The organism is Moraxella equi (genome assembly GCF_002027555.1).
Classification (GTDB): Bacteria; Pseudomonadota; Gammaproteobacteria; order Pseudomonadales; family Moraxellaceae; genus Moraxella; species Moraxella equi.
The window spans coordinates 1-3,311 of sequence record NZ_MXAP01000158.1; the positions used below are offsets into that span (position 1 = coordinate 1).

The following is a 3,311-nucleotide window of genomic DNA, read 5'->3' on the forward strand; positions in this document are numbered from 1 at the left end:
AGGGATACAGTTGCTACAATTGCGATGGCAACAGGGTAATAATTGAATTATTAAAAAGTAGGTTGGGTTAAGTGATAACGCAAACCTAACATGCAAAATACACCCAAATGAGAATGCAACAGTTATGAAAACACATCATTATACAACGACAATCACTTGGCAAGGTAATCTTGGCATAGGTACAAAAGATTATAGTGGTTATGGGCGTGATTTTATTATTCAGGCGGATAATAAGACTGATATTCTGGCATCGTCTGATCCTGCATTCCGTGGCGATAAAAATAAATGGAATCCAGAAGAATTATTGCTTGCCAGCATCTCATCATGTCATAAACTTTGGTATTTACATTTGTGTGCGGTTAATCAAATTGTTGTGGAAGAATATCAAGATCATGCTACGGCAATCATGAACGAAGGTGATGATAGAAAAGCAGGGCATTTTATTTCTGCAACCTTAAATCCTGTGGTAAAAATTAGTCGTGGTGATAAACAATTAGCACTTAGTTTGCATGAAAAAGCTCATGAATTATGTTTTATTGCCAATTCTTTGAATTTTCCTGTGCAGTGTCAAGCGACAATTTTAGAATTGTAATAAATAAGATGATGAATGGCATGATAATGACGACTAGTCTTATCCTATGATAAAGTCAGTAAGGTTTTTAATAAAAGTACTTTGCCATTTTGTGAAAATAAACTTGCGGTGAAACTGGATTTCCGTTCGCCCCTGAGTTTATCAAAGAGTAACGAAAATCATTGTGATTTGACAAGCTCACCGCGAACGATTTTCTTTGTTTTGGTTTTATCGGAAGTTTAATAATGAGTTTAATAATGAAAATTTTTAAAAATGTATTTTTTTATCAGAATAAATTTTTAAACATTTTATCACGCAATCATCATAAAGATTGCAACTCTCTGATAAGTTGGAAACTATGAGCATTCACCACATTCACGATTTTGAGATTTTAAACGAATTAAACGCCCAGTTTACAGGGCTGACCGTCCAAGAAACGGCGGACGGCATTCCGACTGTGTGGGTGGACAAAGCCCAAGTGCCTGATTTATTGATGTATTTGCGTAAACTTCCCAAGCCTTTTGTGATGCTTGTGGATTTGTCCGCCATTGACGAAAGGCTTCGCAAACACCGCTATGGTCAGCCTGCCAGCGATTTTACCGTGTTTTATCATTTGATGAGTTTGGAGCGAAACTCCGACATTCGTGTTAAAGTTGCCCTAGCCGAAGGTGAGAGCATTCCAAGTGCCACGCAAATTTACCCCAACGCCAACTGGTACGAGCGAGAAGTGTGGGATATGTTTGGCGTGGTGTTTGACGGACATCCGCACTTAACACGGATTTTGCTCCCCAAATATTGGGAAGGACACCCACTTCGTAAGGAATACCACGCCCGTGCGACTGAATTTACGCCGTATTTTTTGAACACCGCCAAACAGCAGTTTGAACAAGAAAACCTACGATTCGTCCCCGAAGAATGGGGAATGAAACGCTCAGGGCGGGACGAAGACTTTATGTTTTTGAACATTGGTCCAAACCACCCGTCCGCACACGGGGCGTTTCGTCTGGTGTTACAGCTAGACGGCGAAGAGATTGTGGACTGTATCCCTGATATTGGCTATCATCATCGTGGGGCGGAGAAAATGGCGGAACGCCAAACTTGGCATTCGTTCATTCCTTATACCGACCGTATTGACTATTTGGGCGGAGTGATGAATGAACTGCCCTACATTATGGCGGTGGAGAAATTGGCTGGTATCACGGTGCCTGACCGAGCCAATACCATTCGCATTATGATGAGTGAACTCTTTAGAATTACTAACAATTTATTGTACTGGGGGACGTTTATCCAAGATGCGGGCGGTATGACCCCTGTGTTTTATATGTTTGCCGACCGTCAAAAGGCGTACGACATCATTGAAGCGGTAACGGGCTATCGTATGCACCCTGCGTGGTTTAGGATTGGTGGGACGGCAATGGACTTGCCAAACGGTTGGGATAGGCTTGTGCGTGAGTTTTTGGAGTGGATGCCAAAACGCATTGACGAATATTTTAAGGCAACAATGACCAACACCGTCCTAAAAGGGCGGACCCAAGCCGTTGCCCAGTACGATGCCAAACACGCCTTGGCGTGGGGCGTAACGGGGGCGGGACTTCGGGCGACTGGCGTGGAGTTTGATTTAAGAAAGGCTCGTCCGTATTTGGGCTATGAGAATTTTGAATTTGATGTGCCTGTTTTTTATAATGGCGATGCCTATGACCGTTGTTTGGTAAAAATTGAAGAAATTCGCCAAAGTTTAAGAATTATCAAACAATGCCTTGACAATATGCCGTCAGGGGCATACAAAGCCGAGCATCCGCTTGCCGTGCCGCCGCCCAAAGACCGCACCTTAAAAGACATTGAAACCTTGATTAACCACTTTGTCTCCGTGTCGTGGGGACCTGTAATGCCACAAGGCGAGTCTGCGTGTATGGTGGAAGGGGTCAAGGGGCTAAACAGCTATTATGTGGTGTCGGACAATGCCACGATGAGCTATCGCACCCGTATTCGGACACCGACTTTTGCTCATTTGCAACAAATGCCGTCTGTTATTAACGGTTCGCTTGTGTCGGATGCGATTATTTATTTGGCAAGTATTGATATTGTAATGGCGGATTGTGATAGATAGGTTTTAAAAGGGTAATTTATGGCTCAAGTATTTTCAGATTTTGATTTTGGAGATTTTTGGAATAAATCAAGTGATAAGGGCTTAAAATTTAAGTCTAATAAAAAATTGAGTAATGCCAAAATTGCAGAAATTGAAAGTCATTTTAACTGTAAATTACCAAGACTTTATATTGATTTGATGAAAATTCAAGATGGCGGTACACCTTTTGCTGATTTTTGTCGCCCAAAAGAAAAAAGTTTGTGGTTTCCAGAAGATTTTTGGTTGCAGGCATTTGTCGCATTGGGTGAGTGTTGTTATTATTCATCACTGATTGATTTTAATAATTTTGTAGTTCAAGAATGGAGTTATCCAAGTAAGTATGTTTATTTTGTAAATATGGATAATTATGGTAATGCGTTATTGGCTTTTGATTATAAGGGTGATAAATCAAGAGCTAATCCAAGAATAGTACACATTTTTGGCGAAAATTATAATCAGGAAACTCTGGTTGCTGATAACTTTAAAGACTTTATTGCTAGATTACAAAAGCCTGATGAGGATGGATTGTATTCATTATAGTAGCAACTGTATCCCTTAAAGAATACAGTACCACCAACCCTCATTAACTTTGTTGGCTTGTGGATGTTACTTAAC

General features: G+C 40.9%; 3 protein-coding genes. All 3 read left to right on the forward strand.

What is annotated here, in order from left to right; translation table 11 throughout:
- Positions 1 to 124 precede the first annotated feature (124 nt).
- On the forward strand, positions 125 to 592 hold the full coding sequence (locus tag B5J93_RS12500; protein ID WP_079326676.1) for an OsmC family protein: 468 nt from the start codon (positions 125 to 127) through the stop codon (positions 590 to 592).
- A 337-nt stretch (positions 593 to 929) separates the two neighbouring features.
- Positions 930 to 2,678: an NADH-quinone oxidoreductase subunit C/D gene (gene nuoC, locus B5J93_RS12505; protein ID WP_079326677.1), complete on the forward strand. Its 1,749-nt coding sequence runs from the start codon at positions 930 to 932 to the stop codon at positions 2,676 to 2,678.
- A gap of 18 nt (positions 2,679 to 2,696) precedes the next feature.
- Positions 2,697 to 3,236: an SMI1/KNR4 family protein gene (locus tag B5J93_RS12510; RefSeq protein WP_079326678.1), complete on the forward strand. Its 540-nt coding sequence runs from the start codon at positions 2,697 to 2,699 to the stop codon at positions 3,234 to 3,236.
- Positions 3,237 to 3,311 lie beyond the last annotated feature (75 nt).

Excerpts from the sequence above, each read along its gene's own strand:
- B5J93_RS12510 (WP_079326678.1), top strand. The coding sequence starts at position 2,697 with ATGGCTCAAGTATTTTCAGATTTTGATTTTGGAGATTTTTGGAATAAA.
- B5J93_RS12500 (WP_079326676.1), top strand. The coding sequence starts at position 125 with ATGAAAACACATCATTATACAACGACAATCACTTGGCAAGGTAATCTT.
- nuoC (WP_079326677.1), top strand. The coding sequence starts at position 930 with ATGAGCATTCACCACATTCACGATTTTGAGATTTTAAACGAATTAAAC.